The organism is Pseudomonas sp. BAY1663, assembly GCF_000582595.1.
In the GTDB taxonomy this organism is placed as follows: Bacteria; Pseudomonadota; Gammaproteobacteria; order Pseudomonadales; family Pseudomonadaceae; genus Stutzerimonas; species Stutzerimonas stutzeri_AF.
In genome coordinates, this window is the sequence record NZ_AZSV01000016.1 from 37,098 (window position 1) to 54,420 (window position 17,323).

Genomic DNA, 17,323 nt, shown 5'->3' on the forward strand with positions numbered 1-17,323 from the left:
GATGAACGCATCCCTCCCTGACTTCCTGCGCCGCGCGAAATCGCCCCTGCGGGCCACACTGCTCGTGGCGGCCATCACGCTGGTCGTCGGCGTCGCCTGGGCGCAGACCCGCATCGACCCCAATGGCGTGAACGTCGGCGGCAGCGTGATCGGCGACGACGTGCTCTACAGCATCGGCGGCGGCCGGGCCGTGTCGATGGGGGGTGCCGGCAACATGCAGAGCATCGGCGTGGGGATCGGCTGGAACAGCAACCTGATCTGCGGCGACATGAGCATCACCACGACGCTGCAGAACCAGCTCAACGGCATCAGCAACGGCTTCCAGACGATCATGAGCAACGTGATCCAGAACGCCACCAGCGCCGTGGCCTCGCTGCCGGCCCTGATCATCCAGCGCGCCGACCCGGGGCTCTACAACCTGCTGACCAACGGCATCCTCCAGGCGCGCCTGGATTTCGACCGCTCGAAGATGACCTGCCGGGCCATCGCCAATCGGATGGCGGACATGGCCGGCGGCCAGGCCGGCTGGGACCAGCTCGCCGAGGGGATGGCGCTGCGGGATGCGGTCAGCAGCACCGACGCCGTCTCCGCCATCGAGCAGGCCGAGTCCAACAAAGGGAACAACGGCGTGCCCTGGGTCGGCGGCGGCAACGCGGGTGGCTCAGGCCAGAGTTCGATCAAGGTGATCGGCGACGTGACACGCGCGGGCTACAACCTGCTCAACGGGCGCAGCGCCACCGATACCTCGTCGATCCCGAGCAACACCTGCGGCAACCGCCTGACCTGCCAGACATGGTCGTCGCCCGGCGCGGCCGCGGACTTTGCGAACCGCGTGCTGGGCGAACGCGAGCAACGCACCTGCGAGAACTGCACGAAGACCCAGACCATGCCTGGCGTCGGGCTCACGCCAGTGATCCAGGAAGAGTACGAGGCCAGGCTGCAGGTGCTGCAGGAGCTGGTGACGGGCGCCCGGCCGACGACACCGGCCAATCTCGACGCGGCCGGCAGCAGCTCGCTGCCGATCACCCGCGGCGTGATCGAGGCCCTGCGCGACGAACCCGACCAGGACCTGCTGGGCAAGCGCCTCGCGTCCGAGGCGGCGCTGTCCAGCGTGCTGGAGAAGGCCCTGCTGCTGCAACGCACGTTGCTGACCGGCAAGAAGGAGCCGAACGTCGCCGCCAACGAACTGGCCGTGCAGGCGGTCGACCAGGAGAACAGCGCGCTGGTGCAGGAGATCAACAACCTCAAGACTGAGCTGGAGCTGCGCCGCACGCTGGCCGGCAACTCGCCGATGGCGATCATCCAGCGCCACAGCACCCGCGCTGCCGGCTCGCGCGGCATCTTCGAGGGCGACACCACGCGCGACCGTCTCCGGGAAGTCCAGAAGCCGCGGAGCGGTACGCCATGAGCCGGCCGGCTTGGCTGCGGCTGCCATGGCTGTTCAACCGCCGTGTCGGCGTGGCGCTGCTGTGGACCTTGCTGGTGGTCGCCGCCGCGGTGGCGGTGAACATCGCCGGCATCCACGTGGTCGGCGGCGTCGAGGGCTGGCAGCACTGGCTGCAGGCGCACGCCGGGCACTTCTTCGTGTGGCGGCTGTGCCTCTATGGGGCGACGGCCTATGGCTGGTGGTGGCTGCGCCGGCGCCTGCTGCGGCGGGAGCGTCCCGCGAGACGCATCAGCGCCTGCTGCGCACGGAGATCGCGGCCGTGATCGCCGTGGTCGCGCTGGAAGCCAGCCAACTGTTGCGGCACGGCTGAGACCGGGAGGCAGCCATGACGCTCTACACCACGGACTACCTGGAGTATTACCTGACCCTGGTGGCTTGGGTGGTCAACAACGGCATCTGGAGCATCCTCGTGGCCAGTGGGGTGTTCGCGCTGCCGTTCGTGGCCATCGTGATCCAGGAATGGCTCAAGGCCCGCAGCGAAGGTGCGGACGAAGGCAACAAGGGCGTGCTGTCGTCGATGCGCATCGAGAACCGGGTGTGGGTGGCGATCGTGGTCATTCTGTTCGCCGGCATCCCGTTCATCCCGGTGGATCTCGCCACGATCAAGTTCGACACCACGCGCTCCGCGCAATGCCAGGTCAACGTCCCGCTGCCCAACGAGACGGGCTGGTCCAACGTCTACACCGCGCTCAACGATCAGAGCGCGCTGGTGCCGGTGTGGTGGTTCTTCATGCACTCGCTGTCGAAAGCCGTGACGGGCGCCGCGGTGGCGGCGATTCCCTGCGGCACGGACCTGCGTCAGATTCGCATGGATGTGGATGCCACGCGCATCGAGGATCCGGTGCTGGCACAGGAGGTCGCCGACTTCACGCACGACTGCTACGGGCCGTCGCGCGCCAAGCTGTTCATGAACCGGCCGACGCTCTCCGAGGAACAGATGAACGACGTCACCTGGATCGGGTCGAGTTATTTCCTCGACACGCCCGGCTTCTATGACACCTATCGCGCCAAGACCCCACGCACGGCCTGGCCCTACGACGCGACCCGCGATGCGGGGCTGGCACAGGTGGACAGCGGCGGCGGCTATCCGTCCTGCCGGCAGTGGTGGGCCGATGGCGGCCAGGGACTGCGCAGCCGGCTGCTGGCTCAGGTCGACCCGGATCTGCTGTCGCGCATCGCGCGCTGGGCGGGCTTCCTGTCGCCGAGCGAGGTCGATGACTCGGTGATCCGCGCCGTGGTATCACCGCGGCAGCAGAAGATGAACCAGGCGCCGTCTACACCGACTACGGCGGCCAGATCGACAAGACGCTGCCGAACATCGTCACGCGCGACGCGAGCCACCTGGGGCTGACCGTCGGCTCGCTGGCCTTCTTCCCCGCGATGGACGTGGTGCGCCAGGCGCTGCCGATGGTGCTGACGATGCTCAAGATGGCGCTCGTCATCTGCATCCCGCTGGTGCTGCTGATCGGCACCTACGACCTGAAGACGGTGGTGACGGTGAGCTGCGTCCAGTTCGCGCTGTTCTTCGTGGACTTCTGGTTCCAGCTCGCGCGCTGGATCGACAGCACGATCCTGGACGCGCTCTACGGCTGGCATTCGCCGCACAGCAACTTCAACCCGCTGATGGGGTTGAATAACGCTTTCGGCGATATGCTGTTGAATTTCGTGATGGCGATGATGTTCATCGTGTTACCGACGTTCTGGGTGATGGCACTCGGATGGGCGGGAGTTCGCGCTGGAAACTTCCTGGGCGGTCTCATCACTGGCACGTCCTATGCAAAGTCGGCTGGAGGTAGCGGCTCTCGTCTTGCGATGACGGCCGTATCGAAAGGTGCAGCGAAGTAAGGAGCACTCTCCTCGCGCTGATGCGGCGGCTACGGCTCGTCGGGATCGCCCATGTCGATCCGCCAGTCATCTTTGTCGTACAGGCCGACGCCCGAGTGTCCGTCTCTAAGTTCCGGCTGCTTCTCGTCATCCGCATCGGCATTTCGCGCGAACCATGTGGCGACCACCGCAAAGGCCAGCAGCAGGACGAGCCAGGATACGGTGTAGAGCAGCATGCCAAGCACGGCCAGCTTGACGATCCAGAGCACCGCCGTCGCCGCGCCTGCGGGCACCCCGCGCGTCACCAGCCGGCCGGCGACACGCTGCTCGCGGCGCTGGTATCCACGCCAGGCACGGCCAGCCCCCCGGCCCAGCCGGTGGCTCCAGCGCCCGTTGTGCGTGTTGGTGGTCATGCTCATGTGCCTCGGTTTCAGTGGTGCCTCACCTCAGGAGCGGCCGGTTGTGGCTTGCCCTCCAGCATAGACCGCGATCAGGAGGGCGGGTGGGTTGCGGCTGGCAGAGCCAGGCTGGCTCGGGTGTCGCCAAGATGATTAGATTTTGCAATAGAAATCAAACCTTATGCTACTTTCCCTGCGAGGTTCTTGCGATACCTCTAGGGGCTGATTGGATTCCGTGCTATTTTTATAGCATGGATGGAAATTCTAGGCACCAGGTAATCAAGCGGCTGCAGGCCGGACTCCCCCGCGGGGCGCCGTTCGACCTCGCCACCCTGAGTCAGTTCGGGGTGTCGCCCCAGCTTGCCGCCCACTATGCCGACGGCGGGTGGCTCGTGCGCCTGGCCCATGGCGTCTATGCCTTCCCGAACGATGAATTCGGGGTCTACAGTGCGCTGAAGTTCCTGCAACAGCGCGTGCCCGGCCTGCACGTCGGCGGCAAGAGCGCCCTGGCCCTGCAGGGCGTGCGCCACAACCTGGGCAGCCGGGAGACGCTGGTACTGTGGGGCGACGGTCGTTTCGCGTTGCCGGCCTGGTTCACCGCGCGCTTTCCGGCCCGCTACGTCCACGCCCGCCTGTTCGACTGGCCGGACACGGCGCTGGCCAGCATGACCCTGACCACGCCGCCTGGCCTGCCCGAGGATCTGCGGGTGGCTGCCTCCGAGCGTGCCGTTCTGGAACTGCTGTACGAAGCCGGCGCCAAGCAGAGCCTCGAAGAGGCCCGCAACATCTTTGATGGACTGCGTTCCCCCCGCAAGGACTTACTCGGGCAACTGCTGTCCTGCTGCGCCAGCGTGAAGGCCGTGCGCCTGTTCCTCACCTGGGCGCGCGAGACCAACCTCGTGGATGTCGATGCTCTGCTGGAGCAGTACCCGGTTCGCACCGGCAGCAACACGCGCTGGATGAGCCGGCTCGATGACGGCACCTTGCTGAGCCTGAGACCTCATGGATAAGACCTACGCGGACACCGTTCGCCTGCTGCTGGCCGTCGCGCCTGACGTGTTCGCCAACGACATCTTCGCCATGAAGGGCGGCACGGCCATCAACCTCTTCGTGCGGGACATGCCGCGCCTTTCGGTGGACATCGACGTGGTGTACCTTCCGTGGCAGACGCCGCGCGACGAAGCGCTGCAAGCCATCAACCAGGAGCTGGCCGCCATCGCCGCGCGCCTTGCACCGCTGGGCGTGCAAACACGCCTGGTTCGCGCCAAGGACCTGGGGGACACCAAGCTGATCGTCGAGAACGATGCCAGCCAGGTGAAGATCGAGGTCAACGTCGTGTTCCGAGGCAGCGTGCTGCCCGTCGAGCGGCGGCCGCTGAGCGCCAAGACCAGCGATCTGTTCGGCATCGAGTTGGACGTGCCGATCCTGGCACCGGACGAGCTGTACGCCGGCAAGCTGGTGGCCGCGCTGGACCGGCAGCATCCGCGCGACCTGTTCGACGTGTGGCAGCTCTTTGAGTCGGGCGACATCAGCGATGGCATGGTCGAGTGCTTCGTGATCTATCTGGCGGGCCACAACCGGCCGCCCCACGAAGTGTTGTTCGGCAACGACAAGGACATCGCCGGCGAGTACGAACGGGCCTTTGTCGGTATGGCCGAAGTGGACTGCCCCTTGGACACGCTGCTGGAGGCTCGCGCGCAGTTGCGACGCGAGTTGCAGCAACGGCTGACGAAGGCGCACAGGCGGTTCCTGAGCGGCCTGGTACGCGCAGAACCGGACTGGTCGCTGGTGCAATGCCAGCACGCCGCGCAACTGCCGGCACTGCGCTGGAAGCTCAACAACCTGGAGACCTTTCGCAAGAAGCGCCCCAAGGACTTCGCCGCGCAAGCCGCTGCGCTCGATGCCGGCCTGGGCCAGATCTGACGCGGCGACAGAAGTATTCCCCGCTTGTCGGGCCTGCCCCATGCCGCATTCATCGTGGCATCCGCGAAGCAGCGGCCCTATACCCAAAGGCTTCCGACAAAGGCCAAAGGGCTGGGAAGGGGCAAGGGAACGGGGCCAAGGGGAAAGGCCCTACCGAAAAGGCCAAAGGCGCCCCAGATCAGCCCGTCATCCGGGGGGGGGGGCGTCATGCTCTCGCTGTTCCAGCGCAAACGGGTGCCACCCACCGCCGGCACACCGCCCACATCCGCCATCGAAACTCCGAAAGTCGATGCGGCCCGAGTCGGCCGCATCGCTGCTGGCGACGCCGCGTCGGCAGAAACTGCTGGAACACATCTGGCAGCGCACATCGCTCTCGCGCCGACAGTTCGCCACGCTCTACCTCGCCCCACTGGAGCGCTACGCCGAGCTGGTCCAGCAGTTTCCGGCCTCCGAGAGCCACCACCACGCCTATCCGGGCGGCATGCTGGACCACGGCCTGGAGATCGTCGCCTATGCGCTGAAATTGCGGCAGTCATACCTGCTGCCTGCGGGCGTCACGCCGGAAGCGCAGGCTGCCCAGGCCGAGGCCTGGACCGCAGGCACGGCCTACGCGGCCCTGCTGCACGACATCGGCAAGATTGCGGTCGATCTGCACGTCGAGCATGCCGACGGCAGCGCCTGGCATCCCTGGCACGGCCCACTGCGAAAGCCCTATCGCTTCCGTTACCGAAAGGAGCGTGAGTACCGCCTGCACAGCGCCGCCACCGGGCTGCTCTACACGCGCATTCTCGAACGGGACATCTTCGACTGGCTCAGCGGCTATCCCGACCTCTGGGCCGCGCTGCTGTACGTGCTGGCCGGCCAGTACGAGCACGCCGGTACGCTCGGCGAGCTGGTCGTGCAGGCCGATCAGGCCTCGGTCGCCCAGGAACTCGGCGGCGATCCCGGCAAGGCGCTGGCGGCGCCCAGGCACACGCTGCAGCGCAAGCTGCTGGACGGCCTGCGCTATCTGCTAAGGGAGGAATTCAAGCTGAACCAGCCCCAGGCCTCGGATGGATGGCTGACGCAGGACGCACTCTGGCTGGTGAGCAAGACCGTCTCCGATAAGCTGCGCGCACATCTGCTGTCGCAGGGCATCGGCGGCATCCCCGCGAGCAACACGGCGGTGTTCAACGTGCTGCAGGATCACGGCATCGTGCAACCCACGCCGGATGGCAAGGCGATCTGGAAGGCTACCGTCACCAGCGACGCCGGCTGGTCGCACGCATTCACCTTCCTGAAACTTTCGCCGGCGATGATCTGGGATGCCGCCGACCGCCCGGCGCCGTTCGCAGGCCGTGTGCAGGTCGAAGAGGAACAGGCGGAGCCAACGCCGCAGGCGCCGGCGGTGGCTGATGGGTCGCGCGTGGAAGGCATCGAAGCTGCACCCGCGAGCACGGCGCCGATCGCATCCGCAGCCACGGACACCGCCGTGGCCGCGCTACTCGACCTGTTGGGCGACGACGCTCCCCCCACGGTAATGGAGACCCCGAGTTGCCCTGTCGCCGAGTCCGAGCTGGCCTCTTCGATCGTGCCCCCGCCGCAGATGAGCCTCGCGCCTGCCCAGGATCGCGCGGAGCCCTCCGGGGCGCACTTCATGACCTGGCTGCGTCAGGGCATCCAGACGCGCAAGCTGATCATCAACGACGCCAAGGCCCTGGTGCATACCGTCGCCGGTACGACCTACCTCGTCAGCCCCGGCGTGTTCCAGCGCTACGCGCAGGAGTACCTTCAAGTCGTCGCGCTGGCCAAGCAGGAGAAGCTGGAGGGGTGGCAGTGGGTACAGAAGCGCTTCGAGAAGCTGGGACAGCACCGCAAGCAGCCGAGCGGCTGAACATCTGGACCTGCGAAGTCACGGGGCCGCGCAAGTCGCGCCGGCTGCACGGCTACCTGCTCGTCAGCCCGGATGCGCTGTTCCAGGAGACGCCGCCAGACAACCCATACCTGCGGCTCCTGCATGAGGACTTCTTACCAAGCGCGAACCCTCTGTAAAACCTGCCCCCTATCCAAGCCGGGAATTAGCAATCTAGGTTGAGCAGGTCGTGAGCTGCATTAAGCGCATGCTGAGCGGCATCGCCCCCATTCAGCAACCGGTCACGGTTAAGCCCGCCTCCACGAACCCATGCTGTGGGTAGGTGCCCGTTTTTGGCTTGTCTTATGAAAAAGGTGAGCGTCCAGCCGTCCCATCGTTACTCAGGTTGAGACGCGAGGAGCAACAGCTCCTCGATCCGGCTGGTGGGCAGATTGGCAGTTTTTCCCGGGGTGTCCTTGAGCCAGGCGCCGGACTCGAGCCCGTTCAGTCTGGTGGTGGCCAGCAAGGCTCTGGATGGCGGCGGCGCGGTAGCTGCAGCCGGTCGTGTAGGGCCTGCAGTTTGGGCAGGGATTTCTGTTCACGCAGTAGCTGCCGGACGGCCGCGTCGAGTGCGCGGGCGCGCCAATCGAGGGCATAGAGATCGGCGATGCGCCGCAAGGCCTCGGCTGTCACTGGGCTCCAGGTCGTTGCTGCGGTAGGCCCAGAGTAGGCCCAGAGATAGGGGCGTTTGGTTTTCCCCTCGCCGGGATCGAGTTGCTGCAGAGGGTGTTTCATCGGCATGCAGCACCTGGCGTTGGAGCAATAAGGCGCGCAGCCGATCCACCAGGGGCTGCAAGGCCACGCCACTGCCGGCGGAACCGGCGCGGCGCTGATGCTTTCGCACGGGCGGCAGGCTTATTGCGGGCGACTGTGCCGGTGGACGAAGGACCTGGCCAGGATCAGGTCGAGCTGCTCGCTGATGTCTTCGCCGATCTTGACCAGCGCGGCGCTGCATTCGGCGGCATGGAACTAGCGAAAACGGCCTTGATGCAGACGGCGCTGACCCAACCACACACCGGTGCCGTCCTACTGCAACAGCTTGAGCCGCGAGCCGTGCCGATTGCGAAAGGCATAGGTCGTGCCATCGCAGGGTGGTCGCCCGAGGGCCTGCTGAAGGTGCACCAAAGCCCGTCGATCCCCAAGCGCATGTTGATCGGTCGGCCACCAGCCAAACCTGGGCCGGCATTCGCGTCAGGCCATCCCCCGCAGCAATCCGGCCAACCAGCTTGCATCGACGTCCGCCGGCAACGCCAACCGCCAGCCACTGGCATGCCTGCAGCAGCCACACCCCTGCCGCTGCCACGGGCACCAGGGTAAGCGGCGTGGCCGCCCGCTTGCTGCGCCTGATCCAGTAGGCCAGTGCCTCGGGTTTGAGCGCATGCTACTGGCAATAAGCAACTGCGTCAGCCCGCTGTCCTGCCAGGCCTGAACATGCCGAGCCCAGGACTCGCGGCGCGCGTGCATCGTTTCCATATAAATGCCCTACTGGAAAAGCACAGGATGCAGGGCGGGGTGTTCGAGCAAAAGGGGGGGGGGGGGCGGCTTACTGTCGATACGCGGCGGCAGCCGCAAGACCGTCGCCGCGAGCAGCCTGTCCAGCACGCTCGAATACATGGATGAAAAGCGCATGCAGGCTGATACCGGTAGTTTGCGAAACGGCGCGGAGGATCAGCGTGGAGCTGGGCAGCAGCAGGGTAGTTGGCTGCATGCGAGAAGATCGGTGGCTTTTGCTGCCTGGTGGGTTCCGCGCGTTCGAGATTCGGGTTAATGAGATGGTCATCCCCACCCTCCGAGGGCACACTTTCGCAGGGTGTTTTATTTCGGAGGCCATCATCACGAGCGCAGTTGCACTGGTAGGGATTGATCCGGGCAAGCAAAGCTTTCATCTACACGGAAAAGACGGTTCTGGCCGGAAGATCTTTCGCACGAAAGCGACACGCCAGCAAATGATGCGATTGCTTGGCATCCTGCCGGCTTGCACGGTGGTGATGGAAGCCTGCGCCGGAGCGCACTTTATGGCGCGCCAACTGACGGCGCTCGGGCATCAAGTGAAATTGATCTCGCCGCAGTTCGTGCGTCCTTTCGTCAAGGGCAACAAGGGGAGCCCGCAGAATTCGGAAAAAATCGTACGCTAAGGTTTTCCAGGCAACCGTAGCGGCCTGAACTTCCCGTCTTCCAGCCTGCGGCTCTGCCGCCAGCCGTAATCGCAGGTCAGGTTGATGTGCTCCCAGCCCAGCGGCGACAGGTATTGCAGCAGCTCGCCGTCCACCGGCTTGCCGGCTTCGACCAGTCCCTGGGTGGCGCGCTCCAGGTACACCGTGTTCCACAGCACGATGGCGGCCGTCACCAGGTTGAGGCCGCTGGCCCGGTAGCGCTGCTGCTCGAAGCTCCGATCCCTGATCTCGCCGAGGCGGTTGAAGAACACCGCCCTAGCCAGGGAGTTGCGTGCCTCGCCTTTGTTCAGCCCGGCATGCACGCGGCGGCGCAGCTCGACGCTCTGCAACCAGTCAAGGATGAACAGAGTGCGTTCGATCCGGCCTAGTTCGCGCAGGGCCACGGCCAGGCCGTTCTGACGCGGGTAACTGCCGAGCTTGCGCAGCATCAGCGAGGCGGTGACGGTGCCCTGCTTGATCGAGCTAGCCAGACGCAAGATGTCATCCCAATGGGCGCGGACGTGCTTGATGTTCAGGGTGCCGCCGATCAGCGGGCGCAGCGTCGGGTAGGACTGCACGCCCTGTGGCACGTACAGCTTGGTTTCGCCGAGGTCGCGGATTCGCGGTGCGAAGCGAAAGCCCAGCAGGTGCATCAGGGCGAAGACATGATCGGTGAAGCCGGCCGTGTCAGTGTAGTGTTCCTCGATCCGCAGGTCGGACTCGTGGTACAGCAAGCCGTCGAGCACGTAGGTGGAATCGCGCACGCCGACGTTCACCACGCGGGTGCTGAACGGCGCGTACTGGTCGGAGATATGAGTGTAGAAAAGCCGTCCCGGCTCGCTGCCGTACTTCGGGTTGACGTGCCCGGTGCTCTCGCCCCGGCCACCAGCCCGGAAGCGCTGGCCATCGGAAGAGGAAGTAGTGCCATCGCCCCAGTGGGCGGCGAAGGCGTGGCGGTACTGGTGGTTGACCAGCTCGGCCAGGGCCGCCGAATAGGTTTCGTCGCGGATGTGCCAGGCTTGCAGCCAGGACAGCTTGGCGTAGGTCAGGCCGGGGCTCGACTCGGACATCTTGGTTAGCCCGAGGTTGATCGCATCACCGAGAATCGCGGACAGCAGCAGCGCCCGATCTTTGGCCTCGGCACCGTTCTTCATGTGGGTGAAGTGGCGGCTGAAGCCCGTCCAGTCGTCCACGTCCATCAGCAGTTCGGTGATCTTGATGCGCGGCAATAGCTGGCTGGTCTGGTCGATCAGCGCCTGCGCGGTATTGGGCACCGCGGAATCCAGTGGGGTGATCTTCAGCCCGGACTCGGTGAGGATGACATCGGGCAGCTCGTTGTCCTTGGCCAGGCGGGTGACGGTGGCCAACTGTTCGTCCAGCAGCTGCAAGCGCTCTTCCAGGTACTGGTCGCTGTTCGGGTTGATCGCCAGGGGTAGGGCCTGCGCACGCTTGAGCGCGGCGAACTTCTCCGCCGGCAGCAGGTAGTCATCGAAGTCTCGGAACTGCCGTGATCCCCTGACCCAGATGTCACCGGAACGCAGGGCGTTCTTCAGCTCGGACAGTGCACATATTTCAAAGAAACGCCGGTCGAGGCCTTCAGGTGTTATAACCAGCGGCTTCCAGCGCGGCTTGATGAAGGCGATGGGAGCATCGGCCGGCACCTTGCGCAGGTTGTCGGCGTTCATCTCGCGAAGCGTCTGCACGGCTGCCAGCACGTTTTGCGCGGCCGGTGCGGCGCGCAGTTCCAGTACCTCTAGCAAGGCCGGCGTGTAGCGGCGCAGGGTGGCAAAGTTCTCGCCGACCAGGTGCAGATGATCGAAGCCCTCCGGCCGGGCCGGCAGCCCGGCCTCGCTGACGCTCTCGGTGAACTCGTCCCAGGGAATCACCGCCTCGATGGCCGCATAGGGGTCGCTGCCGCTTTCCTTGGCCTCCAGCAACGCCTGACCGATCTTCGAGTACAGGCGCACCTTGTCGTTGATCGCCTTGCCCTGCTTCTGGAACTGCTGCTGATGCTTGTGCTTCGCGCCGCTGAACAGCTTGACCAAGATGCGGTCGTGCAGATCGACCAACTCGTCGATCACGGTCGCGGTGCTCTCCAGTACCACGGCGGCCAGGGTCGCGTAGCGCCGCTGCGGCTCGAACTTGCCGAGGTCTTTGGGCGTCATCTGCCCGCCCTCGCGAGCCAGCTTGAGCAGGCGGTTTTGGTGGATGTGCCGGCCCAAGCCTTCGGGCAAGTCCACCAGCTGAAATGTCTTCAGCCGCTCGATGTGTTCGAGCATGTGCCGGGAGTTGGGTTTCAGTGGGGCCTGCCGCAGCCAGGTCAACCAGGTGATGCTGCTGCCGGCCTTGAGCTTCAGCAGCTCGTCCAGCTTGGCCCGATGCGAGTCCGTGAGTGGTTCGACCAGGGCGCGGTAGACCCGCCGATTGGCCCGCGCAATGGCCTCCGAGCAAGCCCGGTCGATCACGCTCAACGCCGGCAGGATGCGTCGCCTCTGCCGCAGGCTCTCCAGCGCCTGACCGGCCAGCAGCAAGCCCTTGTCGGTCTGCTGGGCCAGTTCGGTCAGCTCGCGCACCAGGCGCGGAAGTCGGACAGGCCGAACGGGGCCAGTTGCAGGTAGGTGCGCAGTTCCTGGGCGTGCTCGCGACGGGTCACGTCGCGCTCGCCGTACTTCTCCCAACTCGCCGGATCGGTCTGGACTTGCTTGGCCACCCACAGGATCACCGGCTCGGGCCGCTCGCTGTCGGTGCCCAACGCATAGCCGGGGAAGCGCAGCAGGCAGAGTTGCACCGCAAAGCCCAGACGGTTGGCGTCGCCGCGCCGCTGGCGGATCAGCGACAGGTCGGAATCGTTGAAGGTGTAGTAGCGGATCAGGTCATCCTGGCTTTCCGGCAGCGCGAGCAGGGTATCCCGCTCCGTGGCCGAGAGGATCAAGCGACGCGGCATGTATCAGTCGTCCGTGCGGAGGTACTGGTAGAGGGTTTCCCGGCTGATGTTGAATTCACGGGCGAGCTGCGCCTTGGGCTCGCCGGCCGTCGCTCGCTGCCGCAGGGTAGCAGCCTGCTCATCGGACAGGGCTTTCTTGCGGCCTCGGTACGCGCCGCGCTGCTTGGCCAAGGCGATGCCCTCGCGCTGCCGCTCACGGATCAAGGCGCGCTCGAACTCAGCGAAGGCCCCCATCACAGATAGCATCAGGTTGGCCATCGGGGAGTCCTCGCCCGTGAACACCAAGCCCTCCTTCAGGAACTCGATGCGCACGCCGCGCTGGGTCAGCTTCTGCACCAGGCGGCGCAGGTCATCGAGGTTGCGCGCCAGACGATCCATGCTATGCACCACCACGGTGTCGCCCTCACGGACGAAGCTCAGCAACGCCTCCAGTTGCGGGCGCTGAGTATCCTTGCCCGAGGCCTTGTCGGTGAACAGCTTGCTCACCTGGGTCTGTTCCAGTTGGCGTTCCGGGTTCTGGTCGTAACTGCTGAATTTGTCAGGCTGAAATCTATGACTTTGGCAAGCAGAGGTCAAAAAATTAATGATGGACTCTATCTGACGGCGTAGCGCTGGGCTGCCTGACATCCGGTTAGGGTATAGCCCAACCTGACGGCCTTTAGGTCTTGTATTTGATTTGAGTACTAATATTTCCCCCGGCCATATGGCGAGAAGCCTTGAGGGGGAGCCTGACTCAAGATTTCAAATGAACCAGCCGATACAATGAAGGCACATTGAAATATCTAATAATGAGGTGACACGATGAGTGGTTGGCTAGCCCGTTTCTCAATAAAAACCCGTCTCATCGGCTTGCTCGTGCTTCTAGCATCTATGGCTGTCGGCTTGCCAATGGCTGGTCTTAATGGAATGCGCACCAGCAATGCAGTGATTGATCGGCTGTACAACAACATGTTGCTACCGATCGACAAGCTTGGCGACATCAATAACCACATGCACAACGCGCGTGCTCAGCTTTTGCTTGCCCTTCAGCATGAGCCCGGAAGTGCCTTCGAGAAGGCGCATGATCATCCATCGAGTATGCATTTCGATAGAGTGGATAAAAGCGTAAGCATCATCCGTGAGCGCCTTTCTGACTACCAGCGTATACCAATGAGCAAAGAACAGCAGCGCCTTAGCACTGAGCTGCAGAACAAATTGTCTGATTACTTGGATAATGGTGTTCTGCCGACGCTCAATGCGATGCGCCAAGGCGACTATGCGGGAGGGAACCAAATCCTGCTAACCCGCCTTGATCCTGCTTTTATGACTACCTATGCCAGCTTGCGCACTCTTATTGAGTCGGAGGCGTCGGCAGCTGAATTAAGCTTTCAAAACGCGGATAAGCAATTCGAGCGTCTTGTGGCGATGATAGGACTGGCGCTGGTAGTGGCTCTGTCTCTGGTCACAGTCACGGCTCTGGCCACTGTGCCAAGTATCACCAAAGGCGTTCGGGAGCTTCAAGTCGGCGGTCAGCAGCTCGCTGATGGCAATTTGGGCTATCGAGTTACCTATCAGGGGCGTGATGAGCTGGGCGAAATATCTAGCGCATTCAATGAAATGGCTTCGCGTTTTCACCACACCTTTCAAGAGTTGGCAGGTGCCGTGGAGCAACTGGCAGCTGCAGCTGAGCAGACGGCCCAGGCAAGTAGTCAAACCAGTGACGGTATCCGCCGCCAGCAGCTGGAGACAGACCTGATAGCTACTGCGATGAACGAAATGTCCGCTACTGTTCAGGACGTAGCGGGGAACGCTGCCAGTGCGGCACGGGCGGCACAGGAGGCCGATCAGCAGTCTGAAAGCGGCATGCGCGTGGTTCATCAAACAATCGCTTCTATTGACAGCCTCGCCAGTGAAGTTGAACACGCTGCCACTGTGATTCATGAGCTTGAGGCAGACAGTGCTGGTATTAGCTCTGTAGTGGATGTCATTCGAAGCATTACCGAACAAACCAACCTGCTTGCCCTTAACGCGGCTATTGAAGCTGCACATGCTGGTGAGCACGGACGAGGCTTTGCTGTTGTCGCGGATGAGGTGCGCTCGCTTGCTTCGCGCACGCAACAGTCAGCCAACGAAATTCAGGCCATGATTGAAAAGCTGCAGAGCGGCGCAAATCGTGCTGTTGCTGTCATGGAAAGCAGTTGCAGCAAAGCACAAGCTGGTAAGCAGCAGGTTGCCAGTGCAGGCCATATGCTGGAGCAAATCAGTAATGCTGTGGCGACCATTAATGACATGAATGCCATGATTGCTTCTGCAGCTGAGGAGCAAAGCTCTGTCGCGGAGGAGATCAGCCGTAACGTTACCAACGTAAGCCAGATTGCCGAAAAAACTAGCGAAGCCTCACGTCAGAATGTTGCCACCAGTACGCAATTGGCTTCTCTGGCAAGCCAACTTCAGCGTCTGATGCACATGTTCCGTCTTTAGGGAAACTCTGAAAAGCCCCAGCTTCGCGGAATTGATGCGCTGTAACCCGCTCGGCTGCTGGGCTCTTTTTCCCGAGAAAGGACTTCCTCAGGCCATCCTGAGGAGGGTGTTTTTAACTTTGTGTAAACGGTCATTTGGCAGGAGACTGCCAGCCTCAAGGAGTACCCATGACCGTAGTAAAACGCACCAAGCGAGCGAAGCCCGACCCTGAACTCGTTAAGCTCGCCGACAGCCTGCTGGTCAATTACAAGAAACCGGAAGATTTGATTGGCGAAAACGGCCTGCTCAAGCCAGCTCACCAAGATGCTGGTCGAGCGTGCGCTGGAAGCCGAGATGACCGAGCACCTGGGCATGGCAAGAGTGGATCGATCTTCAACGCCGGCGGTAATGCCCGTAACGGTCACAGCGACAAAACCCTCAAGGGCGATTTCGGCGAACTGCCGCTGGCCATCCCTCGTGACCGCCAGGCGCTGTTCGAGCCGCAGCTGGTGGCCAAGCAGCAAACCCGCTGGACGGGCTTCGACGACAAGATCATCTCGCTGTACGCCCGCGGCCTGAGCGTACGAGAGATCCAGGGCACCTGGAGGAGATGTACGGCACCGAGGTCTCCCCAACCCTCATCTCGACCGTCACGGACGCGGTAAGCGACGAGGTGAAGCTCTGGCAGGGCCGTCCACTCGATCCGCTGTACCCGATCCTTTATCTGGACTGCATCCACGTCAAAGTGCGCGATGCCGGCGCGGTGCGGACCAAGGCGGTGTACCTGGCTATCGGGGTCAATATGGACGGGCACAAGGAAGTGCTGGGGCTGTGGATCGCCCAAGCCGAGGGTGCCAAGTTCTGGTTGCAGGTAGTCACCGAGCTGAAGAACCGTGGCGTGCAGGACATTTTTATCGCCTGCGTGGACGGCCTCAAGGGCTTCCCCGAGGCGATCGAAACGGTCTATCCGAAAGCCTGCGTGCAGTTGTGTATCGTGCACATGGTGCGCAACAGCCTGAACTTCGTGTCCTGGAAAGCGCGCAAGGAAGTGGCCGCCGATCTGAAGCTGGTCTACACCTCGGCGACGGTCGAACTGGCCGAGCAACGGCTGACGGAGTTTGAAGAAAAGTGGGGTGGTCAGTACCAGTCAATCGGCCTGTCCTGGCGGCGTAACTGGGCACGGGTTATCCCGTTCTTCGACCATCCGGCCGAGATCCGCAAGGTGATCTACACCACCAACGCCATCGAATCGATCAACATGAGTTTGCGCAAGGTGATCAAGACCCGGGCCTCGTTCCCAACTGACGAGGCCGTGAGCAAGCTGTTTTATCTGGCGCTGAACAACATCAGCAAGAAGTGGACGATGCCGATACGGGACTGGAAAGCGGCTCTGAATCGCTTCAGTATCCAGTTCGAAGATCGATTGATGCAGGATTAATAGAAATCCCGTTTACACATAATCCGGGACACCCTCATCCTTAGCGTACGTTATTTTCCGGATTCTGCGGGCTCCCCAACAAGAACGACTTCATTGATGCCGAAGCGATCTGCGAAGCCGCATCGCGGCCCAGCATGCGCTTCGTCTCGCCCAAGATCGAGGCCCGGCAAACGCTCTCGGTATTGCACCGGATGCGTGATTCGCTGGTGCGTGATCGTACCAAGACGGCCAACCAGGCCCACGGTTTCCTGCTGGAGTTCGGCATCAGCCTGCCCAAGGGACTATCGCTGGTCAGACGACTGCCGAGCACGTTGGATGAGCATGAGCTGCCGCCTCGGCTGGTCGTACTCCTAACGCGCCTGCATCAGCATTCACGCTGTCTGGACGGACAGATCAAGGCACCGGACAAGGAAATGACCACCCAGCTTGAGGAAGATGACCTGGGGAGCCGCTTGCTGACGATTCCCTGTGTCGGCCCGATCACAGCCAGCCTGTTATCGGCCGAAATGGGCGATGGCAAGCAGTATGGCGGCAGCCGTGATTTCGCGGCATCGGTGGGGCTGGTACCCCGCCAGCACAGCACCGGCGGTCGAGCCAATTTGCTGGGTATCAGCAAACGAGGGAGACAAGTATCTGCGGCGGCTTTTAGTGCAGTGCGCCCGGGTCTACCTGCAGCGCCTGGAGCATCAGCAGGGTGCCTTGGCCCACTGGGTCCGCTCGCTACGGCAGCGACGCCATGCGAACATGGTGGTGCGCGCCCTGGCCAACAAGTTCTCCCGAGTCGCCTGGGCGTTCGCCGCCAACCACTCGGAATTCGAAGCAGGGCCAGTCGTCTACGCCGCCTGACCCGGCCATTCAGCTGTACC

The 17,323-nt window shown here is 63.2% G+C and carries 7 protein-coding genes and 9 pseudogenes; 11 read left to right on the plus strand and 5 right to left on the minus strand.

Annotated elements, in window-relative coordinates; translation table 11 throughout:
• Position 1 precedes the first annotated feature (1 nt).
• The 3 genes and pseudogenes from BAY1663_RS07145 to BAY1663_RS07155 all read left to right on the plus strand — a co-directional run bounded on the left by BAY1663_RS07145 (position 2) and on the right by BAY1663_RS07155 (position 3,292).
• On the plus strand, positions 2–1,408 hold the full coding sequence (locus tag BAY1663_RS07145; protein WP_037038994.1) for an integrating conjugative element protein: 1,407 nt from the start codon (positions 2–4) through the stop codon (positions 1,406–1,408).
• Positions 1,405–1,757, plus strand: a pseudogene (locus BAY1663_RS07150) (hypothetical protein). The gene BAY1663_RS07145 and the pseudogene BAY1663_RS07150 overlap by 4 nt, the downstream one beginning before the upstream one ends.
• Before the next feature lie 15 nt (positions 1,758–1,772).
• Positions 1,773–3,292 (plus strand): annotated as a pseudogene (locus BAY1663_RS07155) (conjugal transfer protein TraG N-terminal domain-containing protein).
• 29 nt (positions 3,293–3,321) lie between these two features.
• Here the strand turns inward: BAY1663_RS07155 and BAY1663_RS07160 are convergent.
• Positions 3,322–3,690, minus strand: coding sequence for a DUF3742 family protein (locus tag BAY1663_RS07160; RefSeq protein WP_009397194.1), 369 nt, complete (start codon positions 3,688–3,690; stop codon positions 3,322–3,324).
• 230 nt (positions 3,691–3,920) lie between these two features.
• On the opposite strand from BAY1663_RS07160, the gene BAY1663_RS07165 reads away from it, so the two are divergent.
• The 3 genes and pseudogenes from BAY1663_RS07165 (at position 3,921) to mobH (ending at position 7,623) form a co-directional block, all read left to right on the plus strand.
• Positions 3,921–4,679, plus strand: coding sequence for a type IV toxin-antitoxin system AbiEi family antitoxin domain-containing protein (locus BAY1663_RS07165; protein WP_009397193.1), 759 nt, complete (start codon positions 3,921–3,923; stop codon positions 4,677–4,679).
• Entirely contained in the window at positions 4,672–5,592 is a 921-nt protein-coding gene (locus BAY1663_RS07170) for a nucleotidyl transferase AbiEii/AbiGii toxin family protein (protein WP_014819614.1), read from the plus strand. The genes BAY1663_RS07165 and BAY1663_RS07170 overlap by 8 nt, the downstream gene beginning before the upstream one ends.
• Before the next feature lie 207 nt (positions 5,593–5,799).
• A pseudogene (gene mobH / locus BAY1663_RS07175) lies at positions 5,800–7,623 on the plus strand (MobH family relaxase).
• 398 nt (positions 7,624–8,021) lie between these two features.
• On the opposite strand, the gene BAY1663_RS25075 reads toward mobH, so the two are convergent.
• Both BAY1663_RS25075 and BAY1663_RS25830 read right to left on the minus strand, forming a co-directional pair.
• Positions 8,022–8,327, minus strand: a complete 306-nt coding sequence (locus BAY1663_RS25075) for a transposase (protein WP_162830792.1) — start codon at positions 8,325–8,327, stop codon at positions 8,022–8,024.
• 14 nt (positions 8,328–8,341) lie between these two features.
• Positions 8,342–8,419 (minus strand): annotated as a pseudogene (locus BAY1663_RS25830) (hypothetical protein); the annotation flags it as partial.
• Positions 8,420–9,315: 896 nt separating this feature from the next.
• Here BAY1663_RS25830 and BAY1663_RS07180 point away from each other — a divergent pair.
• Positions 9,316–9,609 (plus strand): annotated as a pseudogene (locus BAY1663_RS07180) (IS110 family transposase); the annotation flags it as partial.
• 5 nt (positions 9,610–9,614) lie between these two features.
• Here the strand turns inward: BAY1663_RS07180 and BAY1663_RS07185 are convergent.
• Positions 9,615–12,580: pseudogene (locus BAY1663_RS07185) on the minus strand (Tn3 family transposase).
• Positions 12,581–12,583: 3 nt separating this feature from the next.
• Complete coding sequence (locus BAY1663_RS07190) at positions 12,584–13,156, minus strand: recombinase family protein (protein ID WP_051497089.1); 573 nt, start codon at positions 13,154–13,156, stop codon at positions 12,584–12,586.
• Positions 13,157–13,381: 225 nt separating this feature from the next.
• On the opposite strand from BAY1663_RS07190, the pseudogene BAY1663_RS25835 reads away from it, so the two are divergent.
• From BAY1663_RS25835 to BAY1663_RS07205, 4 genes and pseudogenes are all read left to right on the plus strand, one after another.
• Positions 13,382–14,179 (plus strand): annotated as a pseudogene (locus BAY1663_RS25835) (Tar ligand binding domain-containing protein); the annotation flags it as partial.
• A 147-nt stretch (positions 14,180–14,326) separates the two neighbouring features.
• Positions 14,327–15,040 (plus strand): methyl-accepting chemotaxis protein, encoded by a 714-nt coding sequence (locus tag BAY1663_RS25840; RefSeq protein ID WP_371257591.1) that lies wholly within the window; start codon positions 14,327–14,329, stop codon positions 15,038–15,040.
• Positions 15,041–15,207: 167 nt separating this feature from the next.
• A pseudogene (locus BAY1663_RS07200) lies at positions 15,208–16,457 on the plus strand (IS256 family transposase).
• 77 nt (positions 16,458–16,534) lie between these two features.
• Positions 16,535–17,303 (plus strand): annotated as a pseudogene (locus BAY1663_RS07205) (IS110 family transposase); the annotation flags it as partial.
• Positions 17,304–17,323 lie beyond the last annotated feature (20 nt).